General features: G+C 71.9%; 16 protein-coding genes. 2 read left to right on the forward strand and 14 right to left on the reverse strand.

Annotated features, from left to right (window positions below):
• Nucleotides 1-91 precede the first annotated feature (91 nt).
• The 8 genes from ACFYOU_RS15775 to ACFYOU_RS15810 form a co-directional block, all read right to left on the reverse strand.
• Nucleotides 92-883 carry a DUF3159 domain-containing protein gene (locus ACFYOU_RS15775; protein WP_391306163.1) on the reverse strand — a complete coding sequence of 264 codons (792 nt, stop codon included), beginning with the start codon at nucleotides 881-883 and terminating at the stop codon, nucleotides 92-94.
• 3 nt (nucleotides 884-886) lie between these two features.
• The gene (locus ACFYOU_RS15780; RefSeq protein WP_386999496.1) at nucleotides 887-1,291 is read right to left on the reverse strand and encodes an OB-fold nucleic acid binding domain-containing protein; all 405 of its coding nucleotides are present in this window, start codon (nucleotides 1,289-1,291) and stop codon (nucleotides 887-889) included.
• Nucleotides 1,292-1,384: 93 nt separating this feature from the next.
• Nucleotides 1,385-2,068 (reverse strand): response regulator, encoded by a 684-nt coding sequence (locus ACFYOU_RS15785; protein ID WP_385488469.1) that lies wholly within the window; start codon nucleotides 2,066-2,068, stop codon nucleotides 1,385-1,387.
• Nucleotides 2,069-2,153: 85 nt separating this feature from the next.
• Nucleotides 2,154-4,700, reverse strand: coding sequence for an ATP-binding protein (locus ACFYOU_RS15790; RefSeq protein WP_391306166.1), 2,547 nt, complete (start codon nucleotides 4,698-4,700; stop codon nucleotides 2,154-2,156).
• Between the two features lie 239 nt (nucleotides 4,701-4,939).
• A complete protein-coding gene (locus ACFYOU_RS15795; protein WP_389768045.1) occupies nucleotides 4,940-5,611 on the reverse strand; it encodes an ABC transporter ATP-binding protein in 672 nt (223 codons plus the stop codon).
• Between the two features lie 234 nt (nucleotides 5,612-5,845).
• Nucleotides 5,846-6,619 (reverse strand): DUF3710 domain-containing protein, encoded by a 774-nt coding sequence (locus ACFYOU_RS15800; RefSeq protein WP_387011261.1) that lies wholly within the window; start codon nucleotides 6,617-6,619, stop codon nucleotides 5,846-5,848.
• 1 nt (nucleotide 6,620) lies between these two features.
• Nucleotides 6,621-7,124: a dUTP diphosphatase gene (dut, locus tag ACFYOU_RS15805; protein WP_389768043.1), complete on the reverse strand. Its 504-nt coding sequence runs from the start codon at nucleotides 7,122-7,124 to the stop codon at nucleotides 6,621-6,623.
• 53 nt (nucleotides 7,125-7,177) lie between these two features.
• The gene (locus ACFYOU_RS15810; protein ID WP_391306168.1) at nucleotides 7,178-7,762 is read right to left on the reverse strand and encodes a hotdog domain-containing protein; all 585 of its coding nucleotides are present in this window, start codon (nucleotides 7,760-7,762) and stop codon (nucleotides 7,178-7,180) included.
• 90 nt (nucleotides 7,763-7,852) lie between these two features.
• Between ACFYOU_RS15810 and ACFYOU_RS15815 the strand changes: the two genes are divergently transcribed.
• Nucleotides 7,853-8,311, forward strand: coding sequence for a DUF3093 domain-containing protein (locus ACFYOU_RS15815; RefSeq protein ID WP_389768025.1), 459 nt, complete (start codon nucleotides 7,853-7,855; stop codon nucleotides 8,309-8,311).
• Nucleotides 8,312-8,485: 174 nt separating this feature from the next.
• Here ACFYOU_RS15815 and ACFYOU_RS15820 read toward each other — a convergent pair whose 3' ends face one another.
• The 4 genes from ACFYOU_RS15820 to ACFYOU_RS15835 form a co-directional block, all read right to left on the reverse strand.
• A complete protein-coding gene (locus tag ACFYOU_RS15820) occupies nucleotides 8,486-9,493 on the reverse strand; it encodes a hypothetical protein (protein ID WP_391306171.1) in 1,008 nt (335 codons plus the stop codon).
• Between the two features lie 13 nt (nucleotides 9,494-9,506).
• Entirely contained in the window at nucleotides 9,507-9,803 is a 297-nt protein-coding gene (locus ACFYOU_RS15825) for a DUF4193 domain-containing protein (RefSeq protein WP_351243711.1), read from the reverse strand.
• 396 nt (nucleotides 9,804-10,199) lie between these two features.
• Nucleotides 10,200-11,441: an ATP-binding protein gene (locus ACFYOU_RS15830; protein WP_391306173.1), complete on the reverse strand. Its 1,242-nt coding sequence runs from the start codon at nucleotides 11,439-11,441 to the stop codon at nucleotides 10,200-10,202.
• A gap of 5 nt (nucleotides 11,442-11,446) precedes the next feature.
• Complete coding sequence (locus ACFYOU_RS15835; protein ID WP_385488486.1) at nucleotides 11,447-12,100, reverse strand: response regulator transcription factor; 654 nt, start codon at nucleotides 12,098-12,100, stop codon at nucleotides 11,447-11,449.
• 415 nt (nucleotides 12,101-12,515) lie between these two features.
• On the opposite strand from ACFYOU_RS15835, the gene ACFYOU_RS15840 reads away from it, so the two are divergent.
• The gene (locus ACFYOU_RS15840) at nucleotides 12,516-12,695 is read left to right on the forward strand and encodes a hypothetical protein (protein ID WP_385488488.1); all 180 of its coding nucleotides are present in this window, start codon (nucleotides 12,516-12,518) and stop codon (nucleotides 12,693-12,695) included.
• Nucleotides 12,696-12,926: 231 nt separating this feature from the next.
• On the opposite strand, the gene ACFYOU_RS15845 is transcribed toward ACFYOU_RS15840, so the two are convergent.
• Both ACFYOU_RS15845 and ACFYOU_RS15850 read right to left on the reverse strand, forming a co-directional pair.
• The gene (locus tag ACFYOU_RS15845; protein WP_391306176.1) at nucleotides 12,927-13,754 is read right to left on the reverse strand and encodes an inositol monophosphatase family protein; all 828 of its coding nucleotides are present in this window, start codon (nucleotides 13,752-13,754) and stop codon (nucleotides 12,927-12,929) included.
• Nucleotides 13,751-14,926, reverse strand: coding sequence for a ferrochelatase (locus tag ACFYOU_RS15850; RefSeq protein WP_391306178.1), 1,176 nt, complete (start codon nucleotides 14,924-14,926; stop codon nucleotides 13,751-13,753). The genes ACFYOU_RS15845 and ACFYOU_RS15850 overlap by 4 nt, the downstream gene beginning before the upstream one ends.
• Between the last annotated feature and the right edge of the window lie 102 nt (nucleotides 14,927-15,028).

Genomic DNA, 15,028 nt, shown 5'->3' on the forward strand with positions numbered 1-15,028 from the left:
GGGCGGAACGTGCGTGAGGGGCGCCCGGGATGGTTCCGGGCGCCCCTCACGCGGTGCTCGTTCGTGCCGCGAGGCGTTCGTGCCGCGGGGGCTATCCCGCAGCGTTCTCGCCGGTGGCCTTCGCCGCGGCCTTCTCGGCCTTCGCCGCCTTCTCGGCGGCTTCCCGCTCCTCCATCTCGGCGAACACGTCGATGGGGGCGGGCGCCTTCGCGAGGAAGACCCAGGTCAACCAGACCGCCAGCAGGAACGGCGGGATCTTCAGGGCGACCAGGACCCACCCGAGCTGGGTGGTGTCGGCCCACCAGTAGAGCGGGAACAGGATCGCGGACTTGGCCAGCAGGATGCCGCCCCAGGCGTAGCTGGCCTTGGCGTACGCCTTCTTGCGGCCGGGGTTGCGGGTCCGCCAGGAGAGGTTCTCCTTGAAGACCGGGCCGAGGACCAGGCCCATCAGGGGGACGCCCGCCAGGGTGGTGATGACGTAGGCGAGGCCGAGGCCGAGCGTGTAGAGCATGCCCGGCAGGTAGAAGTCCTTGGCGTTGCCGGTCATCATCGCGAAGACCACGCCGAAGGCGACCCCGAAGACACCGCTGAACGCGTGCTTGACGGTGTCCTTCATCACCAGCCGGACCACGACCATCAGCACCGAGACCACCAGGGCCGCGATCGCGGAGAGGTGGAGGTCCTTGTTGATCGTGTAGATGGTGACGAAGAGCAGTCCGGGAACGACCGTCTCGACCATCCCCCGGACCCCGCCGAACGCCTCGAAGAGCGCCGCCTCGGTCACGGTCCTGGAGTCCTCGCCCGCGGCGCCGTCGGAGGCCGTGGGCCCCGCGCCGTCCGGGGTGGGCTTCCGGTGGTCGGTCGGTTTGTCGAGGGACGTCACCGGCTACTCCCGTCCAAGGGGTCTGAGTTCGTACTTCGGGTTGAAGAGCACCCGGCGGCCCCGGCTCATCGCGACCCGGCCGGACGCGATGAGCTTGCGTCCCGGTTCGATCCCGACGATGGAGCGCCTGCCCAGCCAGACCACGTCGAGCGCGGCCGAACCGTCGAAGAGCTCCGCTTCCAAGGCGGGCACCCCCGCCCGGGGGCGGAGGGTGACCGTGCGCAAGGTACCAGTAACGGTAACGATCTGACGGTCCTGGCAGTCACCGATGCGGATGCAGCCGGTCGTCTCGGCGTCCTCGCGCAGTTCCTCGGACTCCAGGTCCTCCTGGGACGCCGATATGTCCGCGAGCCGGCCGAGCATGCGCCGGAACCTGCCCGTCGGCTTCTCGGAACGTGGAGCACTCATAGGGGAAGGGTACCCAGTCTCCGGTGCCGACCGCCCGGGCTCGGCCCCGGCCCCCTGCCCCTTCCCCCTCCACGAGGACGGCGCGGACCGCGGTCACCTTTCGAACCGGTACCCCATTCCCGGTTCGGTGATGAAGTGCCGGGGGTGGGAGGGGTCGGCCTCCAGCTTCCGCCGCAGCTGGGCCATGTAGACCCGCAGGTAGTTGGTCTCGGTGCCGTAGGAAGGTCCCCAGACCTCCTGGAGCAGTTGCTTCTGGCTCACCAGGCGCCCGGCGTTGCGCACCAGCACCTCCAACAGGTGCCACTCGGTGGGGGTGAGTCGCACGTCCCGGCCGGCCCGGTTGACCTTCTTCGCGACGAGGTCGACGGTGAAGTCCTCCGTTTCGACCACCACGTCGTCGTCACCGCCCCCGGTCGGTTCCGCCCGGCGCACCGCCGCGCGCAGCCGGGCCAGCAGTTCGTCCATCCCGAACGGCTTGGTCACGTAGTCGTCGGCGCCCGCGTCCAGGGCCTCCACCTTCTCGTCGGAGCTGTGCCGGGCGGACAGCACCAGGATCGGCACCCGGGTCCACCCCCGCAGCCCCCTGATCACCTCCACGCCGTCCATGTCGGGCAGCCCGAGGTCGAGGACGATGACGTCGGGGTGGCGGGCGGCGGCGAGCTGGAGTGCGGTGGCGCCGTCGGGGGCGGCGTCCACCTCGTACTTCCGGGCCTTGAGGTTGATCACGAGCGCGCGGACGATCTGGGGTTCGTCGTCGACCACGAGCACCCGGGTCATGAGCGCCTGCCTTTCTGGTGGGCCGTGGCCCGGGTGACCGGGACCGGTTCGCCCGGGGCCGGGGCGGCCGGGGCGGGGTGCCAGGTCACGAGGTGACCTGGGCGGGGAGTTCCGGCCGCGGCCGGGAGCGGCCGGCCGCGGCGGGGAGGGTGAGGACCATGGTGAGGCCGCCGCCGGGGGTGTCCTCGGTGGCGAGGGTGCCCCCCATGGCCTCGGCGAAGCCGCGGGCGACGGCGAGGCCGAGGCCGACCCCGGCGCCGCGCGGGGCGTCGCCGTAGCGTTGGAAGGGTTCGAAGATGCGGTCCTTGGCCTCGTCGGGGACGCCGGGGCCGCGGTCCACCACGCGCAGTTCGACCCGTTCGCCCAGGGTGCTCGCGGCGACCAGGACGCGCTGGCCCTCGGGGCTGTACTTGACGGCGTTCTCGACGACGTTGGCGACGGCGCGCTCCAGCAGTCCGGGGTCGACGCGGACCATCGGCAGCGCCTCGGGGACGTCCAGGCAGACGCTGCCCTCGGGCACGCCGACGAGCGCCATCGGGACGACCTCGTCCAGGTCGACCTCGCGGATCAGGGGTTGCACGGTGCCGGTCTGGAGGCGGGACATGTCGAGGAGGTTCCCGACGAGGTTGTCCAGCCGGTCGGCGCCCTCCTCGATCGCGGCCAGCAGTTCCGCCTCGTCCTCCTCGGACCAGGCGACGTCGTCGGAGCGCAGCGAGGACACGGCGGCCTTGATGGCGGCGAGCGGGGTGCGCAGGTCGTGGCTGACGGCGGCGAGCAGCGCGGTGCGGATGCGGTTGCCCTCGGCCAGGGCGCGGGCCCGGTCGGCCTCCTCCTGGAGGCGTTGGCGGTCGAGGACGACGGCGGCCTGCGCGGCGAAGGCGGCGAGCACCCGCCGGTCCTCCGCGGGCAGCACCCGCCCGGACAGCGCCAGCGCCATGTCGTCCCCGACGGGTACGTCGACGTCGGCGTCCTCGGGACGCTTCACGGGGGCCGGTCCGACGCTGCCGGCGCAGGTCCAGGGGGCGACCTCGTCCTCGCGTTCCAGCAGGGCGACGGACTCCATGGCGAAGGTCTCGCGGACCCGGTCGAGCAGCGCGTCGAGGGAGGTCTCCCCGCGCAGGACGCTGCCGGCGAGGAAGGAGAGGATCTCCGACTCGGCGCGCAGCCGGGCCGCCTGGTGGGTGCGGCGGGCCGCCAGGTCCACCACCGAGGCCACCGCCACGGCCACCCCGACGAAGATCACTATGGCGACGATGTTCTTGGGGTCGGCGATGGTGACGCGGTGCAGCGGCGGGGTGAAGAACCAGTTCAGCAGGAAGGACCCGAACGCGGCGGACGCCAGGGCCGGGAGCAGTCCGCCGAGCAGGGCGGCGGCCACCGTCAGGGAGAGGAACAGGAGCATGTCGTTGGCGAGCCCGAGGTCCGCGTCGACGTTGGTCAGCGTCAGGGCCAGCAGCACCGGGCCGCCGACGCCGACGAGCCAGCCCCAGATGATCCGTTGCCGGCCGAGGCGGGCGGCGCCGCGCGCCACGGGCAGCCCGCGGCCCTTGGCGACCTCTTCGTGGGTGACGATGTGGACGTCGAGGTCGGGCCCGGACTCCCGGGCGACGGTGGCGCCGACGCCGGGGCCGAAGACGTACTGCCAGGTCCGGCGGCGCGAGGAGCCGAGCACGATCTGGGTGGCGTTGACCCCGCGGGCGAACTCCAGCAGTGCGGAGGGCACGTCGTCGCCGATGACGTGGTGGAAGGTGCCGCCCAGGTCCTCCACCAGGGTGCGTTGGACGGTGAGTTCCTTCGGGGAGGCGGCGGTGAGACCGTCACTGCGGGAGATGTAGACCGCGAGGACCTCGCCCCCGGCGCCCTTCTCCGCCAGCCGCGCGGCACGCCGTATCAGCGTCCGCCCCTCCGGCCCGCCGGTCAGTCCCACGACGATGCGTTCGCGGGCCTGCCAGGTGCTGCGGATGTTGTGTTCGCCGCGGTACTGCTGGAGGTACTCGTCGACGCGGTCGGCGACCCACAACAACGCCAACTCCCGCAACGCCGTCAGGTTCCCCGGCCGGAAGTAGTTCGACAACGCCGCATCGACCTTGTCCGACTGATAGATGTTCCCGTGCGCCATCCGCCGCCGCAAAGCCTGCGGCGACATGTCCACCAGCTCTATCTGATCCGCCCGCCGCACCACCTCGTCCGGCACCGTCTCCCGCTGCCGCACCCCCGTGATCGACTCCACCACATCGCCCAACGACTCCAAATGCTGGATGTTCACCGTGGAAATCACATCGATCCCCGCCGCCAACAACTCCTCCACGTCCTGCCAACGCTTCGCATTCCGCGACCCCGGCACATTCGTATGCGCCAACTCATCCACCAACGCCACCGCAGGACGCCGCGCCAACACCGCCCCCACATCCATCTCCGAAAACACCGCACCCCGATACCCCAACTCCACCCGCGGCACCTGCTCCACCCCGTGCAACATCACCTCCGTACGAGGCCGCCCATGATGCTCCACAAAAGCCACCACACAATCCGTACCCCGCTCCACCCGCCGATGCGCCTCCGACAACATCGCATACGTCTTCCCCACACCCGGCGCCGCACCGAGGTAGATCCGTAGCTTCCCGCGTCCCATGGCCCCATTGTCTTCCACTCGCGCCCGCGCACCGTGTCGGCCGCGCTCCGACGGTACAACCCAGAAGTCCGACAAATCAGACGCGTGATCGACTGTCGCTCCTCCTTGACGCAACCCTGATACCGGGAGTCACCTGCGTCACGCGGGTACGGAGGTGCAGGTGAGGCGGGGCGCGCCGGGTGAAGAGCCGATGGGAGGAGCGGTCGCGGGCGGTCCGGGGCGCTGCTCCCGGACGGTGCTCACACGCTCTCGACGATCTCCCCGTCGCTGAGTTCGAGGACCCGGTCCGCGAGGTCGAGCAGGGCCGTGTCGTGGGTGGCCACCAGCGCGGTGACGCCCTCGCTGCGGACGACCGCGCGCAGCAGTTCCATCACGGCGTGTCCGGTCTCGGCGTCCAGCTGGCCGGTGGGCTCGTCGGCGATGATCAGGGAGGGTTGGTTGGCGAGCGCCCGGGCGATGGCGACCCGCTGCCGCTGCCCGCCGGACAGCTCCCCGGGGCGCTGGAGGGCGTGGTCGGCGAGCCCGACCAGGGAGAGCAGCAGGGCGACCCGTTCGTCGCGCTCCTTGGGGGCGGCCTTGCGCAGTCTGAGCGGTACGCCCACGTTCTCGGCGGCGCTGAGGATCGGGATCAGCCCGAAGGACTGGAAGACGAAGCCGATCCGGTCCCGCCGCAGCTCCAGCAGGCCCTCCTCGCCGAGCGCGGCGAGGTCGTGGCCGTCGACGTGGACGGAGCCCTCGTCGGGTGCGTCGAGACCGCCGACGAGGTTGAGCAGGGTCGTCTTGCCGGAGCCGGAGCGTCCCTTGAGGGCGACCAGCTCGCCGCGCGGCACGCTGAAGGACACGCCCTTGAGCGCGTGGACGGCCGCCGCTCCGGTGCCGTAGGACCGCCGCAGGTTCTGCACCCGCACCATGGGGCCCTCGTCGACACCCTCCCTGACCTCGGCCTCCGCCGGCTCAGCTGCCCCCCGTGCCATACCCACTCCCGTACGCTCGTGCGACTCGCCCGACAGTATGGTCACGCCGTGCCACCGGGGGCAACGGGCCGTGCCCCGTGGCCGCCCGGGCGGGGGCGGACACGGGGCACGGGCACCGTTCGGCTCCGGCGCGCGACCCGCACGTCACGGCACCGGAGCGGGGACGAGGGCTCAGCGGATCTCGGTGATCTCCGGCCCCCGGGCCAGCTGGCCCATTCCGCCGGAGAAGCGGGAACCGGCCTGGTCCTCCTGCTGCACCCCTTCGGGCACCATCTGCGCGTTGTTGGGGAGCTGGAGGACGATCGGGTCGCGGGGCGCCATCGGGCCGTCGCCCCGCACCACCACGGTGTCCCGGAAGATCTGCTCCAACAGCCCGGCGGCCTGCGGCTGCACCGCGCCCTGACCGGAGATGACCCCGCGCAGGAACCAGCGCGGGCCGTCGATGCCGACGAACCGCACGACCTGGAACCCGCCGGTGCCGTCCGGGAGTTGCACGGGGACCTGGGCCCGCAGCTCCCAGCCGAGGGGGCCCTCGACCTCGTCGATGACACCGCCCTGCTGGGTGATCCCGGAGGCGATCTCCTCGCGGACCTCGCCCCAGATGCCCTCCCGCTTCGGGGCCGCGAAGCCCTGGAGCTGGATGGCGCTGTCCTTGAGCACGACGGTCGCGGCCACGATCGCGTCGCCGGCCACCTCGACCCGCAGTTCCATGCCCTCGACACCGGGGACGAACAGTCCGCCGAGGTCCACCCGACCCTCGCTGGGGTCACCGACCTCGGTGCTGTCCCAGGGGCCGTCGGGCCGCGGCTCGGGCTCCAGCCGTACGCGCTCCGCCTCGTCCGCCGCGTCCGCGTCGTCGACCTGCTCGGCCTCGCCCGCCGCGTCCGCCGCCGGCGCGTCTGCCGCGTCCTCGGGGGAGCTCATCTTCTTGCGACGTCCGAACACGTCATCGTCCTTCCCGGTCGGTTCCGACCGATCCGTATTGGTTCCCGCCCGCGAGCCCACTCGGGACGCCCACCGAGGCGTGACCGCCGGTGGACCCGAAGCCCCCTTCGGCCCGCGCCGAACCGGGAAGCTCCGCGACCTCGTGGAAGCGGACCCTCTCGACCTGCTGGACAACCAGTTGGGCAATCCGGTCGAAGCGCTCGAACCGCACGCTCTCGCGCGGATCGAGATTCACCACGATCACCTTGATCTCCCCACGGTACCCGGCATCAACCGTCCCCGGGGCATTCACCAAAGCAACACCGAGACGGGCCGCGAGCCCGGAACGCGGGTGCACGAAGGCCGCGTAGCCCTCGGGCAGCGCCACCGCGACCCCCGTCGGCAGCACGGCCCGTTCACCGGGGGCGAGGACGCGGGCCTCGGTGGTCCGCAGATCGGCACCGGCGTCGCCGGGCAGCGCGTACGCGGGCAGCGGCACCTCGGGGTCGAGTCGCCGCAGCAGCACGGGCAGTTCAGGTCGGGCCTGCGGGGCAGCGGGGACCGCGGCGTGCTGGTGCGTCACGGGTTCACCTCGAAGGCACGGGTGCGGCGGCGGGCGTCCGGATCGCTCATGGCGGCCCGGATCTCCTCCGGGCGACCGTTGTCGATGAAGTGGTCGACCTTGACCTCGATGAAGAGGGCGCGGGCCCGGACCGCCTCGGGGCCGTCGGGGCCGCCGATCCGTCCCGACACCCGGGAGTAGATCTTCCGCCCGGCGACCGCGACGACCTCCGCGTCGAGGTGCAGCACGGTGTCCACGGGCACCGGCAACAGGTAGTCGGTCTCCAACCGGCCGGTGACGGCGATGACGCGCAGCAGCCAGTTCAGGGAGCCGAGCGTCTCGTCGAGGGCGGTGGCGAGGACGCCGCCGTGAGCGAGTCCGGGCGCGCCCTGGTGGACGGGGCGCACCGTGAACTCGGCCGTGACCCGTACCCCGTCCTGCGCCCGGGCCGCGAGGTGCAGTCCGTGGGGTTGCTCCTCGCCGCAGCCGAAGCAGTGGGCGTAGTGGGAGCCGAGCGGTTCGCCGGGCGCGGGGGCATCGGGGTGCCGTACCGGCGCTATGGCGTCCGCGGGGGGTGTCAGGACCGTAGAAGTACCACTCACAGGCGCAGACCTTACCCGGCCTCCCGGCCGCTCCCGGACGCCCGGGCCCCCGCTCCCGACACGCCCGCCGACCGTGCCAAGCTACGTGTTATGGACCTTTCGGCAGCGCCCTACGAAGAACGTCTCACCGCGCCCCGCACGTGGTGGCTCGTCGCCCTGTTGGCGGGGATCTCGTTCGCGTTGATCCTGTTGCCGTTCGGCGTGCTGGCGATGCTCGGCGGCCTGGCCGGCGGCACGGCACTGGTGGCCGTGGTGACGAGTGCGTACGGCTCGGCCCGGATCCGGGTGGTGGGCGACTCCCTGGTCGCGGGCGACGCCCGCATCCCGCTGTCGGCGCTGGGCGACCCGCAGGTGCTGGACGCGGAGGAGGCCCGCGCCTGGCGGACCCACAAGGCGGACCCGCGCGCGTACATGGTGCTGCGGGGGTACATCCCGACCGCGCTGCGCGTGCCGGTCACCGATCCCGAGGACCCGACGCCCTACGTGTACCTGTCCACGCGGACCCCGCAGGCCCTGGCCGATGCATTGGCGTCGGCCCGCACCGCCTGACCTCCCGCGTACGGGTTCGCACACGGCTACGGGCCGGGCCCGGGGGGCTCCGGTGGGCGCCCGTCGGCCCGCGGCGCCCCGGTGCTCCTCCCCCGGCCGTACCGGCGCGTGCGGTGGTCGGTCGGCCCGCACGGTGGTCACCGCGCGGGTTCCGGGGCTTCGGTGCCGGTCGCCTCAGTGTTCGAGCGCGGGGCGGGTGGGGGTGGGGCCCAGCTCGTCCGGCGTGCCGGCGGCCGGTGCGGGCAGCTCCTCCCAGGCGACCTGTCTCTTGCGCAGGTCGTCCCGGATGCGGCGGGCCAGCTTGTGGGTGTCCCGTCGGTTCATCACGGCTCCGACGGCCGCGCCGACCATGAACGGCATCAGGTTCGGGAGGTTGCGCACCATCCGTTTCATGATCTGCTGGCGCAGTTCCCGTTTCATGTGCACGCCGAGCGCGGCGTTGACCGTCGACGGCTTGGTCACGTCGATGCCCCGCTCCTGTGACCAGGTGGTCAGGTAGACGGTGGTGCGCTCCTTGACGCCGCCGGGCGGACGCTGTCCGTAGACCTCGTACAGCTCGGCGATCAGCTTCAGCTCGATCGCTGCGACGCCGGTGATCTCGGCGGCCAGCTCCGCGGGCATGGCGGGCGCCACCGGGAGCATCGCCGCGGCCCCGACCCCGGCGCCCACGGTCGAGGTGGCGTTCGCGGCGCCGAAGACGAGTTTGTCCGCGAGCTTCTCCGGCGGGAGGCCGGGGAACTGTCGACGCAGGGTCTCCAGGTCGCGCACGGGTACGCGGGGCGCGTTCTCGATGATCCGGTCGGCGAGGAGCGCCAGGCCCGCCCTGGCCCGGCTGCCGCTCTTGCGGACGCCCTCGCGCACACCTTCCCGGACGGCGGCCACACGGCCCCTGGCGGGCCCCTGAAGCCCCGCGACGGGGCTGTCCCCGGGGACCGTGCCAGCGGCCACCAGGGCGTCGGTCCAGGCCGCCGCGTCGTTGCGCGGTGTGCTGTTCACGCGTATGACCTCCGTGTGCCGGGTGGCGCCGTCAGAGCCGTCCCGCGCTTCGAGCGAGGCCGGGTGGCCCCGCTCGTCGTCACGCGTGTTCATGGACTGCTCTGTCGGGCCTGTGTCCGCTCCCCGATGCGGGAACTTCAGGAACTTCGGGGACCGGCGCTTCCGGGGTGGGGTCGAGCCAGTCACGGCCGACCCCGCCTCAGTCGCAGTCGCGGCAGATCGGCTGGCCGTTCTTCTCCCTGGCCAGCTGACTGCGGTGGTGGACGAGGAAACAGCTCATGCACGTGAACTCGTCCGCCTGCTTGGGCATGACCCGGACGGCCAGCTCCTCGTTCGACAGGTCCGCTCCGGGAAGTTCCAATCCCTCGGCCGCCTCGAACTCGTCCACGTCGACCGTGGACGCCGACTTGTCGTTCCGCCGGGACTTCAGTTCCTCAATGCTGTCCTCGTTGAGATCGTCATCGGTCTTGCGTGGGGTGTCGTAGTCCGTTGCCATATCGCTCTCCCCCTCTGGGTGTCTGCGGGTGTCTCCAGCGCTCGTAACGCGTGAGAGGCCGGACTTGTGCCCGACCTGAGGCGGAGATTTTGCCTCACATCAAGGTCTGTTACTCAATCGACACCCAACCGGACCCCCCAGGGGTGATCCGAGTGGATGGCGATCGGGACCCTATCCGGTCCGAATGCTGCTGCTCACGGGTGCCACCCCGTGTACTTCCCGTGATCAGGACCCCCGAAAACCCGGACTTTCCCGGCCTCCCGGCGACCTGCTTGATCACGCAGAGTAGAAAGATGGAGCTTCGCTCTTGTGATCGATCACACACGGATTTCTTCGGAACGGGTCCCGAAAATTCCGCTTAAAGCGAACATCTCCTGCGTGTCGGGGGGCAGTGTGTCAGATCGGGAGCGTGACGCGCATCACGAGCCCTCCACCCTCCCGAGGCTCCGCGATGATACGGCCCCCGTGGGCCCGCGCCACCGATCTCGCGATCGAGAGGCCGAGACCCACGCCCTTGTCGCTGCCCGTCCGCTCGGTCCGCAACCGACGGAAGGGCTCGAAGAGGTTGTCGATCTCGTAGGCGGGCACCACCGGTCCCGTGTTCGACACCACGAGCACCGCCTGCCCGTGCTGCTCCCCGGTGACGACCTCCACCCAGCCGTCCTCGGGGACGTTGTAGCGGACGGCGTTCTGCACCAGGTTCAGCGCGATCCGCTCCAGGAGGACGCCGTTGCCCTGGACCACCACCGGCTGGCACGTTCCGCGCAGCTCCACGCCCCGCTGCTCCGCCTCGGCGTGCACCTGCTCGACGGCCCGCGAGGCGACCTCCGCGAGGTCGACCGGTTTGCGCTCCACTATCTGGTTGTCACTGCGGGCGAGCAGCAACAGGCCCTCCACCAGCTGTTCGCTGCGCTCGTTGGTGGCCAACAGGGTCTTGCCCAGTTGGTGCAGCTCCGGTGGGGCCCCGGGGTCGGAGAGGTGGACCTCCAGCAGGGTGCGGTTGATGGCGAGCGGGGTGCGCAGCTCGTGCGAGGCGTTGCCGACGAAGCGCTGCTGGGCGGTGAAGGCCCGTTCCAGCCGCTCCAGCATGTCGTCGAAGGTGTCCGCCAGCTCCTTCAGCTCGTCGTCCGGGCCGTCCAGCTCGATCCGCCGGCTGAGGTCGGAGCCGGCGACCTGGCGGGCCGTGCGGGTGATGCGGCCGAGCGGCGACAGGACCCGTCCGGCCATGGCGTACCCGAAGGCGAAGGCGATGACGCTGAGGCCCAGCAGGGCCATCAGGGACCGGCTCAGCAGGTCGTCCAGGGCGTGCTGGCGCTGCCGGTTCATGCAGACGTCCAGCGCGCCCTTGAACTCCTCCGGGGTCTTCAGCCTGTTCTCCAGCTCCGGACAGTTGGGGCTGATGTTCTGCACGCTGCCTTCGACCAGCTCGAACGGCAGGGCGTTGCCGACGTGGACGGCCTGCGCGGCCAGCAGGTAGATGATCGACAGCAGCAGGATGCCCGCGATCAGGAACATGCCGCCGTACAGCAGGGTGAGCCTTATCCGGATCGTCGGCCGCAACCAGGGGAAGGGCACGTCGGGGCGCCGGGGCGCCCAGGTGGGCTTCGGGGGCGCCCCGGGGGGCGGGATCGCGGCCACGTGGATCAGATCCGGTAACCGGAACCGGGCACGGTGATGATCACTGCGGGCTCACCGAGCTTGCGGCGCAGGGTCATCACGGTGACGCGGACCACGTTGGTGAAGGGGTCGGTGTTCTCGTCCCACGCCTTCTCCAGGAGCTGTTCGGCCGAGACGACGGCCCCCTCGCTGCGCAGCAGCACCTCCAGGACGGCGAACTCCTTGGGGGCCAACTGCACCTCGCGTCCGTCGCGGAACACCTCGCGGCGGTTGGGGTCGAGCTTGATCCCGGCACGTTCCAGCACGGGCGGCAGCGGCACGCTGGTGCGCCGGCCCAGTGCCCGGACCCGGGCGATCAGCTCGCTGAACGCGAACGGCTTGGGCAGGTAGTCGTCGGCGCCGATCTCCAGGCCCTCGACGCGGTCGCTGACGTCACCGGAGGCGGTGAGCATCAGCACCCGGGTCGGCATGCCCAGCTCGACGACCTTGCGACAGACGTCGTCCCCGTGGACGAGCGGCAGGTCACGGTCGAGCACGATGACGTCGTAGTCGTTCACCCCGATGCGCTCCAGGGCGGCGGCGCCGTCGTACACCACGTCGACCGCCATGGCCTCCCGGCGCAGTCCGGTGGCCACCGCATCGGCGAGCAGTTGCTCGTCCTCGACGACGAGTACGCGCACGTCGTTAGTCCTTCCTCTGGCGCCCGGACGCCAGCGGGCGCGGACGGGCGACACGAATCGTGGGGTGAGGGCTCCATCCTGCCTCTTTCGGTCATAAACCGGCGGTAAGGCGGGAGGGGCCGTGGGGGTAACGCGGGAGGGAGCGTGGGGGTGCCCGGGAGGGTGATCGGGAGGCCGGCCCGACGGGCGGCGCCTTCCCGCGAATCTCGCGATTCTCGGCCCGTGGAGGTTTCCCCGCGCGGGTGCGGGGGGAGGACGACCACACACCCGCGATCACATCGTGCAGGGGCACGTCCCGACCGGCTTCCGCAGAGCCGTGTTCGAACTCCCGTAGAGCCGTGTTCGACGTGATCGCCCCTCCCCAGGGCACATCCCCGTGCCGCCGACCCACGACCCAGGACGAGGGGGCGCACCCATGGACGCATTCACCGCAGGACTTCTGCAGCGCATCAGGACGACCGAGTCCGACCTGACCCGTGCCCGCGAAACGGGCGACGACTTCCTTGTCGAGGTGGAACAGTCCGAGCTGGACGACCTCCGCCGGCTGGCCGCCGAACACGGCGTCGCCGTCGAACAGGGCTCCGCACGCGTCTGAGCCGCCTTCGCGGGAGCCCGGGAACCCTTCGTGGGAGCCCTTCCCGTGGTGCCGTTCGGCTCCCCGTACCGCTCGACGGCGGGTTCCCGCCGTCCGGAACCACCCCTGAGACACCCTGAGGCACCCTTCGACGGGCCCCGGCACGCGTGCCGGGGCCCGTCGTCGTGCTCCGCGAGGACGCAGGACCCTGCGGGGCGTCCTGCCGGCCTCCCGGGGCCGTGCCGTCGGGACTCAGTCGTGCCAGGCCCCCAGCTCGTCCAGGAGCGTCTGGAGCGGCTCGAAGAGGCCCGGCGGGGCGGCCACGACCAGTTCGCCGGAGGCGGGCTCCCCCGGGCGGCTGCCGGTGCGCGCACCGGCCTCGCGGGCGACGAGGTCACCCGCGGCCAGGTCCCACGGGCGCAGTCCGCGCTCGTAGTAGGCGTCCAGCCGGCCGGTCGCCACGTCGCAGAGGTCGATCGCCGCCGAACCGGCCCGGCGGATGTCGCGCACCCGCGGGATGAGGTGGGCGACCACCTCGGCCTGCCGGGCGCGGCGCTCGGCGAGGTAACCGAAGCCCGTGCCGACCAGGGCCTGCTCGAACGGAGGTGCGGGGCGCGTACGGGCGGGAGCGTCGTTGACGAAGGCCCCGCCGCCGAGGACCGCGTGGTAGGTCTCGCCGCGCAGGGGGGCGTACACCACGCCGACGACGGTCTCACCGGCCTTGCGCACAGCGATGGAGACCGACCAACTCGGCAGGCCGTAGAGGTAGTTCACGGTGCCGTCGAGGGGATCGATCACCCACTCGACGCCGGAGGTGCCGGTGCGGTCGGCGCCTTCCTCTCCCAGGACGCCGTCGTCCGGTCGGCGCTCGGCGAGCAGCCCCGTGATCAGCTTCTCGGAGGCGATGTCCATCTCGGTGACCACGTCCACGGCGCTGCTCTTGGTCGCGGCCACCCCCAGGTCCGCGGGGCGGGAGTCGCGCAGCAGGTCCCCCGCGCGCCGGGCGGCCTCCCGGGCCACCTCCAGCAGTTCGGCGGGGGTCGCGTCCCCGCCCGCCGGTCGGCCCGTCGTCGCTGTCATCGCGTGCCCTCCTCGTCGTCCACGGCAGTGGCCTCGCCGTACGTGCTGTCCGCACCGGCGACGGTCGGCTTCGGGGTGCGCGCCGGGCAGCAGCCGACGGGGCAGAGGTCGTGGCCGGGGCCGAGGGCGCCCAGCGCGCAGCGCTCCACCGTCCGCCCGCTCTCGGTGGCGGCCCGTTCCCGCACCAGTGCGCGGACCGCCGCGGCGAACCGGGGGTCGGCTCCGACGGTGGCCGAGCGTCGGACCGGGAGCCCCAGTTCGGCGGCCTTGGCGGTGGCCTCGGTGTCGAGGTCGTACTTGACCTCCATGTGGTCCGAGACGAACCCGATGGGGACCATCACCACCGCGGGTGCCCCCGCCGTCTGCGCCTCCTCCAGGTGGTCGCAGATGTCCGGCTCCAGCCAGGGGACGTGGGGGGCGCCCGAACGCGACTGGTAGACGAGTTGCCACGGGTGGTCCCGGCCGGTGCGCTCCCGCACGGCGTCGGCGATCAGTCCGGCCACTTCCCGGTGCTGGGCGACGTAGGCGCCGCCGTTTCCGTGGTCCTCGACGGGGCCCGAGGCGTCGGCCGCGGCGACGGGGATGGAGTGGGTGGTGAACGCCAGGTGGGCGCCGGCGCGCACCTCGGCGGGCAGGTCGGCGAGCGCGGTGAGCACCCCGTCGACCATGGGCTCCACGAACCCCGGGTGGTTGAAGTAGTGCCGCAGCTTGTCGACGCGGGGCACCGGCAGTCCCTCGGCGTCCAGCGCGGCGAGGGCGTCGGCGAGGTTCTCGCGGTACTGGCGGCACCCGGAGTACGAGGCGTAGGCGCTGGTGACCAGGGTCAGCACCCGACGGTGGCCGTCCCCGACCAGTTCGCGGAGGGTGTCGGTGAGGTAGGGGGCCCAGTTGCGGTTGCCCCAGTACACCGGCAGGTCGAGCCCGTGGTCGGCGAAGTCCTTGCGCAGGGCGTGCAGCAGGGCGCGGTTCTGGTCGTTGATCGGGCTGACGCCGCCGAACAGGAAGTAGTGCTGCCCCACCTCCTTCAGCCGCTCCCGGGGGATGCCTCTACCCCGGGTGACGTTCTCCAGGAACGGGACCACGTCCTCGGGTCCCTCGGGGCCGCCGAAGGACAGCAGCAGCAGGGCGTCGTACGGGGCCGGGGAGCGGGGGGCATCGAGCGCGTCGGGCATGTCTGTGATCCTGCCACTTGGCACCGGTGGCACCGACAGGAGCCCGCGCGCGCCGTCGGGGAACGCGCCCCCGGTTTGTCGCCGCACCACCCGTCGGATGAT

It is taken from the genome of Streptomyces sp. NPDC005955 (genome assembly GCF_042871255.1).
In the GTDB taxonomy this organism is placed as follows: domain Bacteria; phylum Actinomycetota; class Actinomycetes; order Streptomycetales; family Streptomycetaceae; genus Streptomyces.

What these genes read in the sequence shown, in the direction of transcription:
- ACFYOU_RS15785 (WP_385488469.1), bottom strand. Translation starts at nt 2,068, where the DNA reads ATGACCCGGGTGCTCGTGGTCGACGACGAACCCCAGATCGTCCGCGCG.
- ACFYOU_RS15845 (WP_391306176.1), bottom strand. Translation starts at nt 13,754, where the DNA reads ATGACAGCGACGACGGGCCGACCGGCGGGCGGGGACGCGACCCCCGCC.
- ACFYOU_RS15825 (WP_351243711.1), bottom strand. Translation starts at nt 9,803, where the DNA reads ATGGCAACGGACTACGACACCCCACGCAAGACCGATGACGATCTCAAC.
- ACFYOU_RS15815 (WP_389768025.1), top strand. Translation starts at nt 7,853, where the DNA reads ATGGACCTTTCGGCAGCGCCCTACGAAGAACGTCTCACCGCGCCCCGC.
- ACFYOU_RS15850 (WP_391306178.1), bottom strand. Translation starts at nt 14,926, where the DNA reads ATGCCCGACGCGCTCGATGCCCCCCGCTCCCCGGCCCCGTACGACGCC.
- ACFYOU_RS15780 (WP_386999496.1), bottom strand. Translation starts at nt 1,291, where the DNA reads ATGAGTGCTCCACGTTCCGAGAAGCCGACGGGCAGGTTCCGGCGCATG.
- ACFYOU_RS15795 (WP_389768045.1), bottom strand. Translation starts at nt 5,611, where the DNA reads ATGGTGCGGGTGCAGAACCTGCGGCGGTCCTACGGCACCGGAGCGGCG.
- ACFYOU_RS15840 (WP_385488488.1), top strand. Translation starts at nt 12,516, where the DNA reads ATGGACGCATTCACCGCAGGACTTCTGCAGCGCATCAGGACGACCGAG.
- ACFYOU_RS15790 (WP_391306166.1), bottom strand. Translation starts at nt 4,700, where the DNA reads ATGGGACGCGGGAAGCTACGGATCTACCTCGGTGCGGCGCCGGGTGTG.